The sequence below is a fragment of the Candidatus Latescibacter sp. genome (assembly GCA_030692375.1).
GTDB lineage: Bacteria > Latescibacterota > Latescibacteria > Latescibacterales > Latescibacteraceae > JAUYCD01.
On the sequence record JAUYCD010000235.1, the window covers coordinates 1 to 16,738 of the forward strand.

Sequence of the window (16,738 nt, forward strand, 5' to 3'; positions counted from 1 at the left end):
GGTGAAAGCATACTCGAGGCTGTGGTTCACCCGCTCAGTCAAATCCCGGGGGACGTCCGTCGGGAGAGGATTTTCAGCGCCAAAAGCCGAAACAGCGGAAATCCACACCAGGAACAAGCAGGGTAAGGTTTTCAAAAGATCTCCTTTTCTTATTTCTGAAGAACCAGCTTCCCGGTAACTGTGGCGCCCTCGGCCCGGAGACGGCAGGTGTAATTGCCGGCCGGAGCATTTTCGGTATTCCAAACCGCCAGGTGAGCGCCGCTCTCGCGGTGTCCTTCGGCCAACACGCCGACTATATTCCCGCGGCTGTTCATGATCTCAAGCCGAACATCCCCGCTGTTCGGGAGCCGGTACTCGATCGAGGCGCAGGGATTGACAGGATTGATCCGGCTCTGGTAGAGCACGAAAGTTTCCGGTTTACGGGGGCGGGGAGTGTCTTTCAGCCCGCTCACTTTAGAGTAATCGAACGGCTCGTTTGCCAGGTGGTAGAGCGGCTCGGCGCCTCCTTTGTAATCCCTCGTCAGATAGTAGGTGAGGAGCGGCGTCCGTTTGAACTGTTCGATGGGAACGAGGGTCGCGGTCCCGTTTTCCCAGAGGTAGACCGGAATCCTGCGGGGATCGAGTGCATCGGACATCCCCCGCTCCACGGCGAGGTGGAAGTATCCGAAATTCCCCGGCTCATGACCGCCGAGCCAATGCCCGATGATGTCGGTCCGGAAAATGTTCTTGCCGAATATGATGACATTGCTCATGAAATCCCAGGCTGTGGGCGACGGGTATTTGCCTCCCCCTCCGAGTCTTCCGGGATCCTGGGCGCCTTGCGGCAGATGCGGCCCGTTGTTGCCGGAGTCTCCGTCACGGCCGTAGATACCCTCGATGACACTGAGACCGCAGGGTGTAACCGAGAGGCTGTCGAGAGTACGGGTGGCCCAGGCTTCCTGCCAGATGCCTCCCTGCGGACCGGGCCTGTCCCAGCGCGGGATGACGCCGTCCGCCACATGTCTCTCGTAGCTTTTTTTCAATGCATCCGCTGCGTTCTCGTGACGGTATTGAGGGGAAATCTTCATATCGCTGTCCGCCGGGGAGCAGAGTCCGGTGAAAGGCCGGGCGATCATTCCCTGAAGGTTCTTGCCGCAAAGGGTGAGACCCATGCCGTGAGCCTTGAATTTGGAGATATTTAAAAGCCATGCGCCGGGAGTGTTGATCGGTTCGAGATGCGGCAGCTTTTTGAACCATCGGCCGTTGGGGACATCGATCCAGTTGAAATGCTCTCCCGGATTTATCCCGCTGCCGATGGCGCCGATGAAATCGGTGCGGAAATCTGCGCCGACACGGTTGGCCATATCGACAATCCCGTAAATCTGAAATGTTTTGGGCCCCCGGTCGTTCTCACGGATGTGAATCTGTTTGGGGGAAATTCCCAGTTCTTTCATTCCCTCGAAAACACCTTCGCAGAAGAATGGGTCGGTGACTGTGCCGAGGATCTGGTCAAGAGGATATTTTCCCGCATCCACCGTTTTCAGATTTAATTTCACCGGGATGGAAATGGAAATAGGAATACCGCTCCCGTCCCTGGGGACGAACACGCTCCGTCCGAATGACAGACCGGCTTCCAGTTTGGCCTTCGCATTCATTTTATCGTCGATTGCGGTTGGCATGATGAACACCGCTTCCGGGTGGTTCTCGATGAACGGGTGCAGTCCGAAATATCCGGTGGTCTGCTTTCGTGAAGGCAGCGCCTGTACGGGCAGGCTGAGTCCCAAAGCCCCGAGCGCTGCGGTTTTCAGAAATTCTCTTCTGTTGAGCATGAAAAATAACCTTTCTTTATGAATGAAATTTTACAATCTTTAATCAAAAGAATTCCTCGCAGCTTGCTGCGGGGTAGGATCCCCCCTGTCCTTTATAAAGGGGGGCAACCGAGATACAATCGGCGGTAGAATGGTTTTTCTATTTTATTCCCCTTAGTAAGAGGGATGTCACCGAAGGTGACAGGGGGATCATCTTTTTATACTTTGACCCCTAACATCCAGGGAGTTTATACCTGTCTTCTGTCTTCTGTATACTGTCTTTTTTTACCAGCCTCTCGCCGCGAACAGGGGCTGGATTTTCTTATTGTATTCCGTACCGTTTTTCATGAATATCCCCTTCCAGAAATAGGGGAATTTCCCCATGCCTGCCATGACATCCGCCCATTGGGACATGAGGAGCCAGAGCGCCATGTCTGCGATCACTCCGGTGGTGGGACAGACCTTGCGGTCGAGCCCTTTGACCGGAACAACACCCCATCCGTCCGGGGAATACGTGTTGAATGCCAGATCGACCTCCTTGTAGAGCCGCGGCCCGGCAGCATCGCTTTCCAAAGAATACGGTGCTATGGCGGCAATGTATGCTCCCTTGGCGCGGCAGTCGCTGGCGAGTTTGATTTCTTCCATATTATTAGAACTGTAAGAGCCGATGAGCACGATGTCCCCTTTCGCGACCCTTCCTGCGTTGTACGGACGGGTTACCATCGGCCCGGTGGCCACCGAAGAAGCATCGGCGACCAAAGCTTTATGTCCGGCAACCCACCACTTTGCTCCCTTGACAACCAGGTCTCCGAGTACGCGGCCCGCCTCGATGAACTTCAGGCGGTCCTGGCCGGCCATCTGCGCACGGTCGATGCAGGTTTCAATATAACTTCTCGCCCCGCCTGGTGAAGATTCGGTCCCGTTTCCCGCCTTGAGCCCCGCCAGTTCAGCCGCCGCCATCCAGTATACCGCGGCCTGGGCAATCCCGCCGCCGGGCATCACAGGAAAATCCGGATTCTGTGAAGGATGCACCAGGCCGTTATCCCAGGGCGCCTGGCTGTCGATCATCGCAGAAGAGGCATCCTCGATACGGAGTATCTTTCCCCCGTATTCGATCTGATAGCCCTCTCCCGGCGGCGTCTTGGCAAAGGGATAGTAATTCACGGTCACCCCGACCACCCGAATACCCCGTTTCATGGCGGCAATATTTCCAAGGTTTATCACATTGGTGATGATGATGTCATTCGTGGTCAGCTTGGCGTAGTCTTCATCTTTGGCGTCCCGCTTTAAAAAGGCGAAAACGCCGGGTTGTCCCGTACGGTCAAGGGCGGTTTCGTCGATGGGAAAATGCCCCGCAGTGATCTGGGAATATAGTGTTCCGCCTTTTTTAAGGCGCGCATATGCCGTCTGCATCTCACGCTCGATTACTTCCACCTGGGTGTCACGGAGGCCGGTCAGTATTTTCATCGCTCCCCGGAAGTACTCGTCCCAGAAAGCGGCGGCCGGGATTTCCGCCGCAAGTGCTTTTCCGCCGCCGGAGAGGAAGTTCGACGTGATGCTTATTCCGCCGGCCAGGACTGCGCCGGTCTTGAGGATATTTCTTCGAGAAATATGGGCCATGGCTCTTCTCCTGCTTGTTAAGATTTGTATGGATAGGTCAATATTTAAAGAATATACACAAGCATTTCGTAAAAAAGAAAAAAAAACTTGACAACAGCATCAAAGTATATTATTATAATTCCTATCTAAATAGTAGAGTATGAACTTACGCCTCTCATAGATGTCGAAGCAAATTCGGCATGACCATGTCACCCTGAACTCGTTTTAGGGTCTACATGACACAACCGTTTTATTACAAGCCTTTTAGCTATAATTTGGTATAAACTTACTTATACTCTAACACTTATTATTAAACAAATACTTATTGCTTCGTTTGAAAGGCAGCCCCCTAAATCCCCCGAGGGGGGACTTTTATCAGGCAAGGAAAAAAATATTAGTTTAAAAAATTGGCTCTTCTCCAAAAGAGTTGGTAAATTTAGCAGTGCAAAATGAGACAACTCTATGAGATGCAGCCCCCTAAATCCCCCAAAGGGGGACTTTGCATCGTTATGGATAAAAAAGTTTTGTTACGTAAATAATCAAAGCAGACCTCAATCTGTCAAGCCTCAGCCAAAGGCTGACTTGATTTGTTGTCTTGCAGTCTTTTAAGTCCCCCTTTTGGGGGATTTATGGGGCTGCAGTATCAATAAAACGTCTATGGAAATATCCCTTTGATTAAAACAATTCTTCTTCTTTCGGGCGGGCTGGACAGCACCCTAGCCGGGAAAATACTCCTTGAGATGGGAATTGCAGTGGAAGGTCTCAATTTCGTCTCGCCGTTCTGCCGCTGCACTCCTGTTTCGGCGGGATGTTCATCAGCCTCCCGAGCCGCTGAACAGCTTGGTATTCCGGTAAAAACAATTTCCTGCGTGGAAGACTACCTGAAAGTCATCTGCAACCCCAGGCATGGCCGCGGCAGCGGAGCGAACGCCTGTATCGACTGCCGAATCTTCATGTTCTCGAAAGCCCGTGAGGAGATGGCTGCATCCGGCGCCTCTTTTGTCACAACGGGTGAAGTGCTTGGTGAACGCCCGATGTCCCAGCGAAAAAGGGCCATGGAAATAATCGAGCGTGAATCCGGGCTGGAAGGGTATGTGCTCCGTCCGCTGTCTGCAAAGCTCTTGACGCCTACCGTTCCGGAAAAAGAGAACCTGGTGGACCGTGAGAAGCTCCTGGCTATTCAGGGCAGAAGACGCCTCCCGCAGTTTGCCCTTGCCAGGGAGCTGGGAATTGTAGATTACCTCTGCCCGGGGGGAGGATGCCTTTTAAACGATCCGGAGTTTGCCGTCCGGTTCAAAGACTATATGGAACATGAAGGTGAAATCAGTGTCAGGGAAGCTAACCTGCTGAAGCTGGGTCGTCATTTCCGGCTCCCCTCCGGCGCAAAGGTGATTGTAGGGCGTAACGAACAGGAAAACTTGTCCCTGGAACGATTCCTGATGCCCGGCGATGTAATCATAGAGCCTTATGATACTCCCGGCCCCAGCGTTCTTTGCCGTAAACCTGCGGAACCGGACGACATTTCACTGGCGCTGCGCTTCGCAGCATCGTATACCAAATTCGGTGAAAAAGTGAACTTTTCAGTTATTGTTATTGACAACAATAATCAGAGGAGAAAAACTACCCTCGCAGAAAATTCAATGCCGCTTGAGAGGGAGAGGATCGCAGAGTGGTGGATTGGCGCCGAGCAATCGCGGCCATTTGTAGGGCAGCAGAGATATTGAAACAGGTTCAGTAAGCTATGTAAAATATTTTACCCGGTTTATCTTAGAAAAAAATAGTAAAGTAATATTCAACCATGTATATTTTACAAGGCCTGTGAAAAAGTCTAAATGCCTGTCATTTTCTTTTTCACCGAAACTCACCCCCTGACCCCCTCTCTATACTAGAGAGGGGGAACTAGAAGGCCCGCAACGAGTTATATCCTCTCTATTATAGAGAGGAGACCAAGAGGTGAGTTTAGAAAAAGCGGGGATTTCATTCAATAAAAGTGTTTTTCACAAGCCTTTTAAAAGGAGGAGAGAAACCACCCCCATCCTGAAAAACCATGATTTTCCGATGAAAAAACGTTAAAAAGGAAAGTATTTCAAAGGGGCATACACGCCACAAAAAAATGAAAGAAGGTGCATTATGGGAAAAAGACGATTTGAAACGTTGACCGTTCATGCCGGACAGGAGATACCCGATCCCACTACCGGATCACGGGCAGTGCCGATTTACCAGACCACATCCTACGTGTTCAGGGACACCGACCATGCTGCAAATCTGTTTGCTCTCAGAGAATTCGGAAACATCTATACGCGGATCATGAACCCGACTACCGATGTTTTTGAAAAGCGTATTGCGGCCATCGAGGGAGGAACTGCTGCTCTGGCGGTCGCCTCCGGACAGGCGGCGGAGACCTATGCGCTCCTTGCGATCACCCAGGTTGGCGATGAAATCGTTTCTGCAAACAATCTGTATGGCGGCACCTACCAGCTCTTCCACTATACCTTTCCCAAACTGGGGCGGAAGGTTGTTTTTGTTGAATCATACAAACTGGAAGAATTCAAAAAAGCCATTACTCCCCGTACACGGGCGATTTATGCGGAAACCATTGGCAATCCCAAGCTGGATGTACCGGATTTCGAGGCCATTGCAAAAATTGCCCATGATGCCGGAATTCCTTTCGTGGTGGACAATACCGTGGGGGTCGGTCTGGTACGTCCGCTGGACTATGGCGCGGATATACTCGCCACTTCGGCTACCAAATTCATCGGCGGTCATGGGAATTCGATCGGCGGGGTAATTGTGGACGGTGGTAAGTTTAATTGGGGGAACGGTAAATTCCCCGAATTCACCGAGCCTGATCCGAGCTATCACGGGCTGAAATTCTGGGATGTCTTCGGAAATTTCCCCGGCCTGGGCAATGTTGCCCTCGCAATTAAACTGCGGGTGCAACTCCTCCGCGACCTCGGGGCGCCTCTGAGTCCGTTCAATTCCTTTCTCTTCCTGCAGGGGCTCGAGACCCTCGCTCTTCGCCAGGAAAGGCATTCGGAGAACGCCCTAGCGGTAGCGCAGTTCCTTGAAAACCATCCGCTGGTTAACTGGGTGAAATATCCGGGTCTTCCCAGCCATCCTTCCCATGCGCTGGCGAAAAAATACCTGAACGGCAAATACGGCGCTCTGGTCGGATTCGGAATCAGGGGCGGGCTTGAAGCCGGAAAGAAATTCATTCACTCGGTAAAATTGCTGTCGCATCTCGCCAACATCGGAGATTCCAAGAGCCTGGTTATCCACCCGGCCTCAACCACGCATCAGCAGCTCACCGCCGAAGAGCAGGAAACCACCGGAACGACTGCGGATTATATTCGTCTATCCATCGGAATCGAGCATATCGAGGATATCAAGGAAGACATCGACCAGGCGTTGAAAGCAGCAGTTTTATAGAATGATCTGATGTAACCTCCAAAAAATAAAGAAAAACCCACCCCATAATCCCCTCGCCCGCTACGGGAGAGGGGGCAGGGGGTGAGGGAGAAATTGAAAGGAACATTGCTATGAGCAAAATCTACGATGATATAACCAGGACAGTGGGCCGTACCCCTCTCGTCAGGGTGAATCGAATGGCCGCGGGTATAAATGCCATAGTTCTGGCCAAGCTGGAATCGTTCAACCCATTGTCCAGCGTCAAAGATCGAATTGGGGTAGCCATGATCGAGGATGCTGAGAAAAAAGGTTTAATAAACAAGGAAACCGTCCTCATCGAGCCGACCAGCGGAAATACGGGAATTTCCCTGGCGTTCGTCGCTGCGGCGAGGGGATACCGGCTCAAGCTTACCATGCCGGACACCATGAGCATGGAAAGAAGGCAGCTCCTGGAGGTTTTCGGCGCGGAACTGATTCTCACTCCAGGCGTCGAGGGTATGAAGGGTGCGGTAAAAAAGGCGGAAGAACTGGTAGCGGCTACTCCCAATGCCTTCATGCCCCAGCAGTTCAATAATCCCGCTAATCCGGAAATTCACCGCAGGACCACAGCCCGTGAAATATGGAATGACACCGATGGCGCGGTCGATATTCTGGTATCCGGAGTAGGAACCGGCGGAACTTTGACCGGCGTCGCTGAAGTGATCAAAAGCCGCAAGAAAGATTTCCTGGCGGTCGCCGTAGAACCTGAAAATTCTCCGGTGCTTTCGGGAGGTGCGCCTGGACCGCATAAAATTCAGGGAATCGGCGCCGGTTTTATTCCCGGCGTCCTCAACCGGGATATCATCGACGAGATCATACAGGTTTCCAACGAGAACTCCGGAATAACCGCCCGCCGCCTGGCCCGTGAGGAAGGAATTCTGGCCGGTATATCCAGCGGAGCGGCGCTCTGGGCTGCTCTCGTAGTAGCGAGACGCCCTGAAAGCAAAGGGAAAACGATCGTAGTGGTTCTCCCCGATACCGGCGAACGGTACCTGACCACCTGGCTGTTCAAGGAATCCTGAATACGAAGGATGAGATCAAAAATCTGAGGAAAACAGCTATAACTGCGCAATATTTTGAAACATGACGACATAAATAATTGCGCATGTTTTGAGTGTTTATATCCTGAAACGGCTTTATCGTTCCCGCGAAGCGGCAACGAGTTCAGGATGACCTTATGCCGAACTTGTTTCGGCATCTATCTCTTAAAATACGTAAGCATATGTAATCGCCGGAGCTATGAGGAGAAAGTGAAGGTATGGAAAATAAACTCGACTGTTTGAAAGATATCCTGGCCGGAATGGAGAGTGTTCTGGTAGCCTACTCCGGGGGCGTGGACAGCACCTTTCTCCTCAAGGTTGCATCCGATGTGCTGGGCGCCAAAGCCCTGGCGGTGATCGGAGATTCCAGCACCCTGCCCTCCGAAGAAAAACAGCAGGCTCTCGAAATCGCCGAAAAACTGAACGTGCGATACCAGGTCATCGAAAGCCGTGAGATATCGAATCCCGACTTTGCCATGAACAGCAAAGATCGATGTTACTGGTGCAAGAGCGAACTGTTTTCCAAACTCAGGGAAATCGCGGACCGTGAGCACATCAAGTTTGTTGTGGATGGCAGCAACGCCGACGACCGGAGTGATTACCGGCCGGGCACCCGTGCTGCAAGAGAGTACGGAGTCCGGAGTCCGCTTCAGGAAGCCGGACTTACCAAAGATGAAATAAGAAAATTCTCTCGTGACATGGGGCTTCCCACCTGGGACAAGCCTTCCATGGCCTGTCTGTCGTCACGGATTCCCTATGGCGAGGAGATCACCGAGGATAAACTCGATAAGGTCGAGAAAGCGGAGCGGATACTCAAGTCATTGGGATTTAAACAGGTACGGGTCAGGCATTACAACGAAACCGCCCGGCTGGAGGTGGCTGAATCCGACATCCCCCGCCTTGCCGAGCCGGATCTGCGGAAAAAAATTGTGGCAGGGCTGAAAGCGGTAGGCTATCGGTATATCGCCCTGGATCTGGAAGGGTATAGAACCGGGAGCATGAATCCGTGACGGATTCGGCACGATCCGAACTTTGCCGCCCTGAACTCGTTTCAGGGTCTAGGATTAAGTCAATCAGATAATGTCTGGTGCTGAAGTTTCTTTTTCTTTTTACCCCCTTAAAAAGGGGGTCGCCGCTCAAGCGGCGGGGGGATCTTTATTCGCCGGGAAGAAGAAATCCCCCCTGCCTTTGACATCCCCCCTTGTTAAGGAGGGAATATGAATCCAACTTTATTGCATTGACTTAACACTAGGGTAAAAGAAGCAAAGATAGTACAAGCTGCATGGAAAAACATGTAATTATCATTAAGTCAATGATAATAGTGGTAAATTACAGTATTCTTTCAACAGGGATATCTCGATGGCGCTGTTTGAAAACATTCTCCAGGCTGTTGGCGGGACTCCGCTCGTAAGATTGAATTCCATTACACATGGAATCGGCTCCCCTGTCTATGCCAAAGCCGAATTCCTGAACCCCGAGGGTAGCGTAAAAGACCGTATCGGAATCGCCATGATAGAAGCCGCCGAAAAGGAAGGTCTTTTAAAACCGGGAGGCACCATCATTGAAGCTACCGCCGGAAACACCGGGATCGGGCTTGCCCAGGCGGCGGCGATCAAAGGATACCGTTGCATATTCGTTCTCCCGGACAAGATGAGCCAGGAAAAAATAAATCTTCTGAAGGCGTACGGCGCTGAAGTGGTAATTACCCCAACTTCCGTACCTCCCGATTCGCCGGAAAGTTATAACGGAGTGGCGGATCGTCTGACGCAGGAAATACCCGGCGCTTTCCATCCCAATCAGTTTATGAATCAGAACAATCCTCTCGCTCACTACCGGACAACCGGCCCGGAAATCTGGAATGATTCACAAGGGAAGGTCGAAGTCTTTGTAGCGGGAATGGGCACCGGAGGCACCATTTCCGGCACTGCCAGATTCCTCAAAGAGCAGAATCCGAATATTATTGTTGTCGGCGCTGATCCAGAAGGTTCGATTCTATCCGGCGACAGCCCCCATTCATATAAGGTAGAAGGAATCGGGGAAGATTTCATTCCCGGAACTTTCAACCGTCAGGTGGTGGATGAAATGATCCGGGTAAGCGACAAGGAGTCTTTTAACACTGCCCGCAGATTGGCCCGTGAGGAGGGAATCCTGGCGGGCGGTTCTGCCGGGACTGCGGTGGCCGCAGCCATCAAGTACGCAAAGAGAATTGCCGAACCGCGATTCATCGTGGCGCTTCTGCCGGATACCGGCCGGAATTATATAAACAGGATTTTTTCGGATTCATGGATGATGGAGAACGGGTTTTGGCAGGATGGCGAAGTCAGAATTGCCCGTGTCGGAGATATCCTTGATAAAAAGCAAAAGATTCATGGAATTATTTCAATTGAACCGGAAGAGACCTTAGATAGAGTTGTACAGCTCATGCGGAAATATAGCATTTCGCAGATACCGGTCGTTGAAAATTCACATGTTGTTGGCAGCGTCAACGAAGCGTCCCTGATGAAGCTCCTGCACGACGGAGTTGATTTCGCTCGACAGCAGGTTTCTGCAGTTATGGGAAAACCATTGCCTACCATGGATGAGAAGATGGATATATCGGAAGCATACCGGGTGCTTCTTTCCGGAACGACAGGAATTGTGGTATATCGGGGAGGATTTCCCACAGGAGTGATAACCCGGTCCGATATCATAGAGTATTGGATGAAACAGAAGGAAAACCGGTGAGATTCAAAACGAGAGCCATCCATGACGGTCAGGCGCCGGACTCTTCCACCGGCGCCGTTATCATACCTGTGTATCAGACCTCCACGTTTGAGCAGGATGCCATCGGCGTCCACCGTGGATATGAATACTCCCGCACAGGAAATCCGACCAGAAAAGCGCTGGAAGAGGTGCTCGCCTCCCTGGAGGGAGGTAAGCACGGGCTGGCGTTCGCTTCCGGTTCCGCCGCGACCGCCGCGGTATTTCATCTTTTGGCGCATGGTGATCATGTTATCGTGGGGGATGACGTGTACGGGGGAACATACCGTCTTATTGAGAGAGTATTCCGTCGCTGGGGGCTTGCCGCCGATTACGTTGAAACGGTGGATGCGGACTCGTTCCAAAAAGCGATCAGGAAGGAAACCAGGCTCATCTGGGTGGAAACGCCGACCAATCCGCTTCTGAAAATTGCCGATATCGAGAAACTGTCTCAACTGGCGCATGAAAATGGTCTGCTCCTAGCGGTGGACAATACCTTTGCGAGCCCGTACTTTCAAAACCCCCTTGCTTTGGGCGCCGACATTGTCGTACACAGCACCACGAAGTATCTTGCCGGTCACAGCGACACCATCGGCGGCGCGATAATAGTATCCGACAATAAACTGTATAAAGAGCTGAAATTCCACCAGAATGCCGAAGGGGCTGTCCCCGGACCTTGGGACTGCTGGCTGGTTATCCGCGGCATCAAGACTTTGGCCATCAGGATGAACGAACACGAGAAGAACGCGATCGCTCTCGCCAAATTTCTGGAAAAACACCCTGCTGTAGAACGGGTGTACTATCCCGGCCTTTTAAGCCATAAGCAGCACAATCTGGCCGGGAAACAAATGCGTGGATTCGGTGGAATGATTAGTCTGGAGCTTAAAGGAGGTTATCCGGCGGCGGAGCAATTCATTTCTAGGTTACGACTTTTTTTGCTGGCGGAGAGCTTGGGGGGAGTTGAATCCCTGGTCTGTCATCCTGCGAAAATGACTCACAGTTCCTTCCCTCCGGAAGAAAGAGAGCGGAAGGGTATCCGGGATGGCCTGGTACGGCTTTCGGTCGGCATAGAAGATGTGGATGATTTAAGAGGCGATCTGGAAAATGCGCTTAGATAATTTTTAACAGGTATGTCGTTAAGTAAGCTAAGGTGATTATCCGAAAGATTAATCCCCCCTACCCCCCTTATTAAGGGGGAAAAAGAAAATTATTCCTATTACTATGCAAACATTTATTAGGATTTAACAGAACCCTCTCCCTAAATTCCCCCCTTAATAAGGGGGGATGCCAAAGGCAGGGGGGATATTTAAAGACACAGAAGCATTCAATTTCTCTTATTTACTGGTATGTTGCTGACTTAACGACATAACCGTATAATTTTTTAAATAAGGGGGAACTGATATCTTATCGAAAAGTACAATAACAAGAATCTTTATCGGAATACTAATAATTATGTTACAAGGAGAACTCTCATGAATAGCAGAATCCTCGCAGCAGCAGTCTGTTTCGCAACGGCTCTCGGTTTGTTTGCCGGTGTATCATTTGCTCAACATGATCACGGCCAGATGCATTCAATGAACGGCATGAACATGAGTGAAACTGCCAAGCCGATCGTCTTTATAACTCCCTTCGCATTCAAGACCCAGCTTGATCAGGTATATAGGTCGTATCTTTCCATCCATGCCGCCCTCTCAAGCGATGAGTTTCAGAATTCGCAATCAAATGCTCTGACTCTTACGAAATCGTTCCAGGAAGTGGATATGAAGCTTCTCACCGATATGAAAGCGCACATGGCATGGATGGCTTCTTCCGAAAAGCTGTCGAAAGATGCGGTGCAGATTGCCGCGGCACCCGATATCGAAACAGCACGGGCGGAATTCAAGCAGGCTTCTTTAGATCTTATTGCCATCGCGAAACAGTTCAGAACTTCAGGAAAAAATCCGCTCTATGTGTTCCATTGCCCCATGGCTTTTAAGAATAAGGGCGCCGATTGGGTACAGGATGAGAAGACAGTGAAGAATCCCTATTTCGGGAATTCCATGCTTGCCTGCGGGAAAATCACGGATATTATCGGAGCAAAAAGCGGAAAGTAAGCTGAAATAGTTCAATTTACATTTATAGTTATTTTTCCTATATTTAATGACAGAAAGATGGTCTCCCGGTCATATTTTTACACTTTGTAGAACTTAGAACATAACTATGCATAAATCGCTTCTTTTCACCTTTTTCCTGTTCGGTTTCACTGCCATCGGCTCTGCACAGACCGGGAAAGCTGCCAACCTTGACAGCTTGATTACCGAAGCCCTCCGCAATAATCCGCGGATTCTCGCCGCCCGTGAGGAGAGCGCCGCCGCGTATACCCGAATACAGCAAAGCACTTCTTTCGACCCGCCGCAGGTTGGAATCGAATTATTCCAGACTCCCATCTCATCCTTTCCGAATCCGGTGAAAAACGGCCAGGAAACCGATTATTCCATTCAGCAGATGTTTCCCTATCCGGGGAAACGAGCCGCCATGGGGAATGTGGCCCGGAACGGCGCCGCAATGACCGACCGGAATATCGGAGCTATTAAGAGACAGGTGATCCGGGAGATGAAATCCGCCTATTATGCGATGTATCTGGCCGACCGTACTCTCGGTATCAATACCCAGAATCAGGACCTCATGCGTGAGCTTCTTGCCGTTGCCTCACGGCAGTATGAAGTCGGTACGGGAAAGCAGGCGGATATTCTGAAAGCCCAGACCGAGCTTTCCATGCTTGCCTTATCAGCCATAAATTTACAGAGAGAAAAGAAGGTCGAGGAGGCCAGAGTCAATACAATCGCCGGAAGACCGGCAGGAGATTCCCTGGGTGAGGTGGAGGACATCGAGAAGGATATTCCGGCCTGGACTGTGAACCAGTTTGATTCCCTTGCGCTGGGAAACCGCCCCGAACTTAAGGCGATGGATTATAACATCCGCATGAAAGAGGCGGAGTTGGCCGTATCCCAGAAGGAGCGCATGCCGGATTTCATGGTGCGTCTTATGTATAAGGACATGGTGATGGGCGGAACAGATTATTGGTCGACCATGTTCGGTTTCACCCTTCCGCAATCATTCTGGTCAAGGGGGAAGGTACGGTCCAAAATCGAGGAAAGCCGCATCAATATCCGAAAAGCACAGGCCGAATGGGGTAACATGAAAAATGAAGTTTTCCTTCAAGTGCATGAAGCCTATGTGAATGTCGAGTCAAATCGGAGATCGATCGAGTATTGCTGGAACACCCTGATACCCCAGGCAGAACAGACATTGCAGATATCGATGGATGGATACCGCGCAGTAACAGTGGATTTTCTGACCGTAATAGACGCCGCCCGGATGCTGCTCCAGGTCAGGCAGGAACATGAGGTCGCAATAGTAAACTATATGCAAAGCCAGGCCGATTTGGAACAGGCGGTGGGTATGGACAGCGATAAAATAGCCCAAAAAATACACCAGTGAGAACAGGCGAATTCGATATGAAAAAAATTGTTATCACCGCGGCGCTGTTTCTGGCCATCGGATTGGGAGCAGGATATCTCATCTTCCGTTACGTGCCCAACAGCAGGCCGAAGATACCTCAAACCGGAATGGAAACAAAAGCCGGCGGCGGGAAGAAAATACTCTACTACAGGGACCCCATGCATCCCTGGTATACTTCCGAGCGGCCCGGGAAGGCGCCGGACTGCGGAATGGACCTCGTGCCGGTATACAAGGACGAAGAAGGAGCTGTCCAGGGAATCAAAATTGACCCGACTGTGGTCCAGAATATCGGGGTGAAGATCGAAGAGGTTACGGTGAGGAACCTTTCCCGCACTGTCCGCGCCCCAGGTAAAATCAGTGCTGATGAGACGCGTTATTCGGTGGTTAACACCAAAGTGTCTGGATGGGTGGAAAAACTCTCTGTCGACTATACCGGCATGCTGGTGGACAAGGGGCAGCCGCTTCTGGATGTGTACAGCCCTGAACTGGTCGCCACCCAGCAGGAATATTTACAGGCCCTGAGCTACCGGAAAAAACTGCAAGGGGGAAGTAGCTCCGATGCGCTCCGGGGCGCAGACCAATTGGTTCAGAGCGCCCGTAACCGCCTCCTGAACTGGGATATCACCGAAAGCGAGATCCAGGCGCTGGATGAACGCGGCGCCCCGGCAAGAACCATGACACTGTATTCCTCGGTGACCGGCATCGTTTTGGAAAAATCGGTGGTGCTGGGCCAGAATATCATGGCCGGGACCGAGCTATTGAGAATTGCCGACCTTTCAGTAGTATGGCTCTGGGCGGATGTTTACCAGAACGAGCTGTCTTTTGTCAAAGTGGGGCAGACCGCGAGGATTTCCGTCTCCAACCTGCCGGGGAAGGTATTCGGCGGCAAAATATCTTTCATATCTCCTACGATGAACGGCGACACGAGGACAGTCCCGGTACGCATCGAGCTGTCGAACACACCCGGTTTGGAGTTGAGGCCGGAGATGTTTGCCACAGTGCAATTCGAGGCGCCCGTCTTACGGAATGTGGTCGCTGTCCCTGAGCAGGCCATCATACGGTCCGGCGAACGCAACATAGCGGTCATGGCGCTTGGCGGGGGGTATTTTGACCCCCGTGAGGTGAAACTGGGAGTCAGCGCCGAAGGCTATATACAGGTGCTTGAGGGCATTCACGCCGGGGAAAAGATCGTGGTTTCCTCTCAATTCCTCATCGATTCCGAAAGCAACCTCAAAGCGGCAGTCGGGCAGATGATGATGCCCGGAATGAACATGCCGATGCCTGCGCCCGCGCCTGGGCAAAAAACCGCGCCGGAGAATAAAGGTCAGGAAATGCCCGGCATGCAGATGGATACCGGCAAGAAAGCGGACGCTCCTTCCGGAAAAGCCCAAGAAAAGGGAAAAACGATATATACCTGCGAGATGCATCCCGAAATCCTGAGCGATAAGCCGGGAAACTGCCCCAAATGCGGAATGAAACTGACGCCGAAAAAATAAGGATTCTCAATGCTCAAAAAAATTATCGAATGGTCTATCCTGAACCGGTTTCTCGTTATCCTGTCGGTCCTGTTTCTCATCGGAATCGGGATTTACTCTCTGGCGAGGATTCCCATAGATGCCATTCCCGACCTGAGCGATGTCCAGGTCATCATCTACACCGAGTATCCCGGCCAGTCGCCCCGCATTGTGGAAGATCAGGTCACGTACGCCCTTACCACCGCCATGGTGTCAGTGCCGGGATCCAAGGTAGTGCGCGGTTATTCCTTCTTCGGATATTCTCTTGTCTACATCATCTTTGAAGACGGCACCGATATCTACTGGGCGCGGAGCCGGGTGCTGGAATACCTGAACTATGCTCAGAAACGTCTCCCGAAAAACGTGGTGCCCGCAATCGGTCCCGATGCCTCCGGAGTGGGCTGGGTGTACGAGTATACGCTCACTTCCGACAAGCGCTCGCTTCAGGAATTACGCTCCATCCAGGACTGGTACCTTAAATATGAGCTTACTGCGGTGGATGGGGTATCCGAGGTGGCGAGCATCGGCGGTTTTGTCAAGGAATACCAGGTCACGGTGGACCCGGTGAAACTCCGGGGGTATAACATCCCTCTAATGATGGTAGAGGACGCCATCTCGAATTCCAACAAAGATGTGGGGGGCGAGGTCATCGAGATGGGCGAGTCGGAATTCATGGTCAGGGGTCTCGGATACATAAAGTCGGTGGAGGATATCAAAAACATTCCGGTCATGGTGGATCGGGCAAAGGGTGTTCCGGTTTATGTGCGGGATATCGCCGATGTAACCATCGGTCCCCTGATGCGGCGCGGGCTTGCAGAATGGAACGGCGAGGGTGAGGTGGTCGGGGGCATTATTGTAATGCGGTACGGCGCAAATGCCCTTGATGTCATAAAAAGGGTGAAGGAGAAACTGGAAGTCCTGAAACAAGGCCTGCCCGAGGATGTCAAGATCCAAACCGCCTATGACCGCTCCGGCCTTATCCTGCGCGCCATCGACACGCTGAAAGAAGCTCTTTTCCAAGAAATCGCCATTGTCGCCCTGATCTCCATTTTGTTTCTCCTCCATGTCCGGAGCTCGCTCATCGCGGTATTCACCCTCCCGACCGCTATCC

12 protein-coding genes are annotated in these 16,738 nt (G+C 51.6%); 10 read left to right on the forward strand and 2 right to left on the reverse strand.

Annotated elements, in window-relative coordinates; translation table 11 throughout:
* Positions 1–149: 149 nt before the first annotated feature.
* Both Q8O92_14280 and Q8O92_14285 read right to left on the reverse strand, forming a co-directional pair.
* Positions 150–1,808 (reverse strand): DUF362 domain-containing protein, encoded by a 1,659-nt coding sequence (locus tag Q8O92_14280; GenBank protein MDP2984482.1) that lies wholly within the window; start codon positions 1,806–1,808, stop codon positions 150–152.
* 264 nt (positions 1,809–2,072) lie between these two features.
* Positions 2,073–3,407 (reverse strand): hypothetical protein, encoded by a 1,335-nt coding sequence (locus tag Q8O92_14285; GenBank protein ID MDP2984483.1) that lies wholly within the window; start codon positions 3,405–3,407, stop codon positions 2,073–2,075.
* Positions 3,408–4,057: 650 nt separating this feature from the next.
* Between Q8O92_14285 and Q8O92_14290 the strand changes: the two genes are divergently transcribed.
* From Q8O92_14290 to Q8O92_14335, 10 genes are all read left to right on the forward strand, one after another.
* Complete coding sequence (locus Q8O92_14290) at positions 4,058–5,110, forward strand: hypothetical protein (protein ID MDP2984484.1); 1,053 nt, start codon at positions 4,058–4,060, stop codon at positions 5,108–5,110.
* Positions 5,111–5,516: 406 nt separating this feature from the next.
* Positions 5,517–6,815, forward strand: coding sequence for an O-acetylhomoserine aminocarboxypropyltransferase/cysteine synthase (locus Q8O92_14295; protein MDP2984485.1), 1,299 nt, complete (start codon positions 5,517–5,519; stop codon positions 6,813–6,815).
* A gap of 110 nt (positions 6,816–6,925) precedes the next feature.
* Positions 6,926–7,855 carry a cysteine synthase A gene (gene cysK / locus Q8O92_14300; GenBank protein MDP2984486.1) on the forward strand — a complete coding sequence of 310 codons (930 nt, stop codon included), beginning with the start codon at positions 6,926–6,928 and terminating at the stop codon, positions 7,853–7,855.
* A gap of 236 nt (positions 7,856–8,091) precedes the next feature.
* Complete coding sequence (larE, locus tag Q8O92_14305) at positions 8,092–8,883, forward strand: ATP-dependent sacrificial sulfur transferase LarE (GenBank protein MDP2984487.1); 792 nt, start codon at positions 8,092–8,094, stop codon at positions 8,881–8,883.
* A 349-nt stretch (positions 8,884–9,232) separates the two neighbouring features.
* Entirely contained in the window at positions 9,233–10,597 is a 1,365-nt protein-coding gene (locus Q8O92_14310; protein ID MDP2984488.1) for a cystathionine beta-synthase, read from the forward strand.
* Positions 10,594–11,730 carry a cystathionine gamma-synthase gene (locus Q8O92_14315; GenBank protein ID MDP2984489.1) on the forward strand — a complete coding sequence of 379 codons (1,137 nt, stop codon included), beginning with the start codon at positions 10,594–10,596 and terminating at the stop codon, positions 11,728–11,730. The genes Q8O92_14310 and Q8O92_14315 overlap by 4 nt, the downstream gene beginning before the upstream one ends.
* Before the next feature lie 354 nt (positions 11,731–12,084).
* Entirely contained in the window at positions 12,085–12,705 is a 621-nt protein-coding gene (locus Q8O92_14320) for a DUF3347 domain-containing protein (protein ID MDP2984490.1), read from the forward strand.
* A gap of 106 nt (positions 12,706–12,811) precedes the next feature.
* Complete coding sequence (locus tag Q8O92_14325; protein MDP2984491.1) at positions 12,812–14,092, forward strand: TolC family protein; 1,281 nt, start codon at positions 12,812–12,814, stop codon at positions 14,090–14,092.
* A gap of 17 nt (positions 14,093–14,109) precedes the next feature.
* A complete protein-coding gene (locus tag Q8O92_14330; GenBank protein MDP2984492.1) occupies positions 14,110–15,609 on the forward strand; it encodes an efflux RND transporter periplasmic adaptor subunit in 1,500 nt (499 codons plus the stop codon).
* A gap of 9 nt (positions 15,610–15,618) precedes the next feature.
* Positions 15,619–16,738 (forward strand): efflux RND transporter permease subunit (locus Q8O92_14335; protein ID MDP2984493.1); only part of this gene is annotated, 1,120 nt, incomplete at its 3' end.

Coding starts and splice junctions, on each gene's coding strand:
- Q8O92_14295 (MDP2984485.1), top strand. CDS start 5,517: ATGGGAAAAAGACGATTTGAAACGTTGACCGTTCATGCCGGACAGGAG.
- larE (MDP2984487.1), top strand. CDS start 8,092: ATGGAAAATAAACTCGACTGTTTGAAAGATATCCTGGCCGGAATGGAG.
- Q8O92_14285 (MDP2984483.1), bottom strand. CDS start 3,407: ATGGCCCATATTTCTCGAAGAAATATCCTCAAGACCGGCGCAGTCCTG.
- Q8O92_14310 (MDP2984488.1), top strand. CDS start 9,233: ATGGCGCTGTTTGAAAACATTCTCCAGGCTGTTGGCGGGACTCCGCTC.
- Q8O92_14280 (MDP2984482.1), bottom strand. CDS start 1,808: ATGCTCAACAGAAGAGAATTTCTGAAAACCGCAGCGCTCGGGGCTTTG.
- Q8O92_14330 (MDP2984492.1), top strand. CDS start 14,110: ATGAAAAAAATTGTTATCACCGCGGCGCTGTTTCTGGCCATCGGATTG.
- cysK (MDP2984486.1), top strand. CDS start 6,926: ATGAGCAAAATCTACGATGATATAACCAGGACAGTGGGCCGTACCCCT.
- Q8O92_14320 (MDP2984490.1), top strand. CDS start 12,085: ATGAATAGCAGAATCCTCGCAGCAGCAGTCTGTTTCGCAACGGCTCTC.
- Q8O92_14325 (MDP2984491.1), top strand. CDS start 12,812: ATGCATAAATCGCTTCTTTTCACCTTTTTCCTGTTCGGTTTCACTGCC.